Below are 2,049 nucleotides of genomic sequence, written 5' to 3' on the forward strand. Positions count from 1 at the left end.
AGGCTATCGATATGGCATTTCGAGCATCCGATCTCTTCAAAGACTGCTTCACCGTCACTTACTGCCTCCGTTATCTCACCCCTTGGCGGAGGCGCGAGAAATCTTTGAAACGCGCCTATAGCTTCAAGCTCCTCGAAGCTGGCTTCAAAACCCCCTACAAGGTCGCACCCGTCTGGTATTGGTTGACCTTGTGGCAATTGTTCAAAAATTGTCACAAAAACATCATGAGGGTTTGTAACCCCCATCTCCCTTACGAGTGCAAATCCGGTAAAGGTATCTAAGTCTGGAATGTCGGCCTTGACTCCAAATCTTGTGATCATTTCATAGAACAACGAGAAATGCGCACGACCCGATATCCCATCGCCGTCTAAATCATCGGGGTCTTCATTGGCCATAATGACCTCTTCTGGAATTGCTTCAATCAGTCCGTCTCCAAATAGTGGGGGGATTTGCCTTGTCGCAACTATGGTAGCTTCATCGGGAATTACCTCCCCCACAGGACAGCCCTCGATTTCTTCTCCTATTCCCCTGGTCTGGAGCAAGTCTCCGCCTACGGATTTTAATTCATTGAAAGAATTGCTTATCTCTGTCCCAAAAAGGGTTTGAATAATTGAAAGGTCGTTAATATCCCCCCCAATTGCCGGGTCTCTATGGCACGCATCGCAGCTTCTCTCGTTAAAGACGGGACCCAATCCGGTTTCAGCGGTCCTGATCCTGGTAAATTCTGTTAATCCTTTATTGAATAGGTTTAGCTGTTCACTGGTGAGCCCTGTAAGTGGTTTGCCAAATTCCGCAATCTCCTCCCTGGAATTGCCATCGTTTTGACTGTCACATCCATCAATTAAAAGTCCAGCAAATAGCGTCGCTGTTAGAATCACAGCAGTTATGAAAGACCTATTCATTTAATCCTCCATGCTCGCCTTAGCCTTATATTATACATCTTAATTTAAGAAAAAATCAACAGGAATTCGTGGTGGTTGTGTGGAGAAGCGGAGAAGCTCGATATTGAAATTCTTCATCCACTTTTCTAAAAGCATCGGTATCACCCACGGACCGAGCAATACTCTTTTAGACTCAATTTAATTTTAAGAATACTATTAAATTATGGTTTGACTTCTGACACAATTGTTTCGAGGATTTTATCGCGAATCATCTCCTGGCGACTACTGACGATCGGTTCGGCATCTAGAACGAAGCAGTAAAAAGATCTGACTTACCGGCTCAGATGGTATATTGCAAGCGAATTTTCTACTTAATGTCTTTTATTCTTTAGTTGACTTTTTTGAATAAAAAATATAATTTATTTGCTCAGATACTCAAAGGAGGATAGGGCTAATGAAAAAGCTTATATCATCAATGATCGTAATTTTTATGCTTTTTGCATTATCGTTGACCCCGGGATGCAAAGAGAAGGCCGAAAAAGTTGAAAAAGAAAAGTACGAAACTACAAAGACTCAACTTGAAGAAACCAAAGCCAACACGGATATCCTGAAAAAAAGCATAGAAGAACTTCGGATGGAAGTAGAAAAATTACAAAAGGACCTCGATCAGCTTACGTTTGAGAAACAGAAATTATTAGCCGAAAAAAAGCGTTTAGAGGCTGAAGTAATAGAATTAAGGATAGGGATAAAACCGACGCCAACACAAATAGAGGAATAACCCAGGACAGGAATAACGCGCAGCAAGCTGCATGGGTATCAGCAGATCAACAGACACACTTTCCACTCAATTGCCCACTAGACCCTCCATTCACTCGCTATTATACTCCTGGCAGGGTCATTCCTATGCTCTGTCCATGCGGGGTTGGAAAACCCCGCCTATCGTCATTGATGACGGTATTTATTATGGATACCAGGGACATTCTTGTCCCGATAGGTTTCCATGTCATTGATTTTATTGAGGATTTTTAGTCGAAGGGCCTGTCCTGAGTGTATCGAAGGGTCGAAGGGTTGCTTCTTTGTACTTGTGCTGAACTCGTTTCAGTATCAAGACAAAGAAGTTAGAAATAGGTATGGGGGAGGAGATTTTAAAATTCTGTGCGCCTATTCC

General features: G+C 42.7%; 2 protein-coding genes. One reads left to right on the forward strand and one right to left on the reverse strand.

The features are described from left to right. The coding region (locus VGA95_07305) for a di-heme oxidoredictase family protein (GenBank protein ID HEX9666354.1) at positions 1-902 on the reverse strand (902 nt) is incomplete at its 3' end. Positions 903-1,335: 433 nt separating this feature from the next. Between VGA95_07305 and VGA95_07310 the strand changes: the two genes are divergently transcribed. After that, positions 1,336-1,659 (forward strand): hypothetical protein, encoded by a 324-nt coding sequence (locus VGA95_07310; protein ID HEX9666355.1) that lies wholly within the window; start codon positions 1,336-1,338, stop codon positions 1,657-1,659. Positions 1,660-2,049 lie beyond the last annotated feature (390 nt).

This window comes from Thermodesulfobacteriota bacterium (assembly GCA_036397855.1).
GTDB lineage: Bacteria > Desulfobacterota_D > UBA1144 > Nemesobacterales > CSP1-2 > DASWID01.

Excerpts from the sequence above, each read along its gene's own strand:
- VGA95_07310 (HEX9666355.1), top strand. The coding sequence starts at position 1,336 with ATGAAAAAGCTTATATCATCAATGATCGTAATTTTTATGCTTTTTGCA.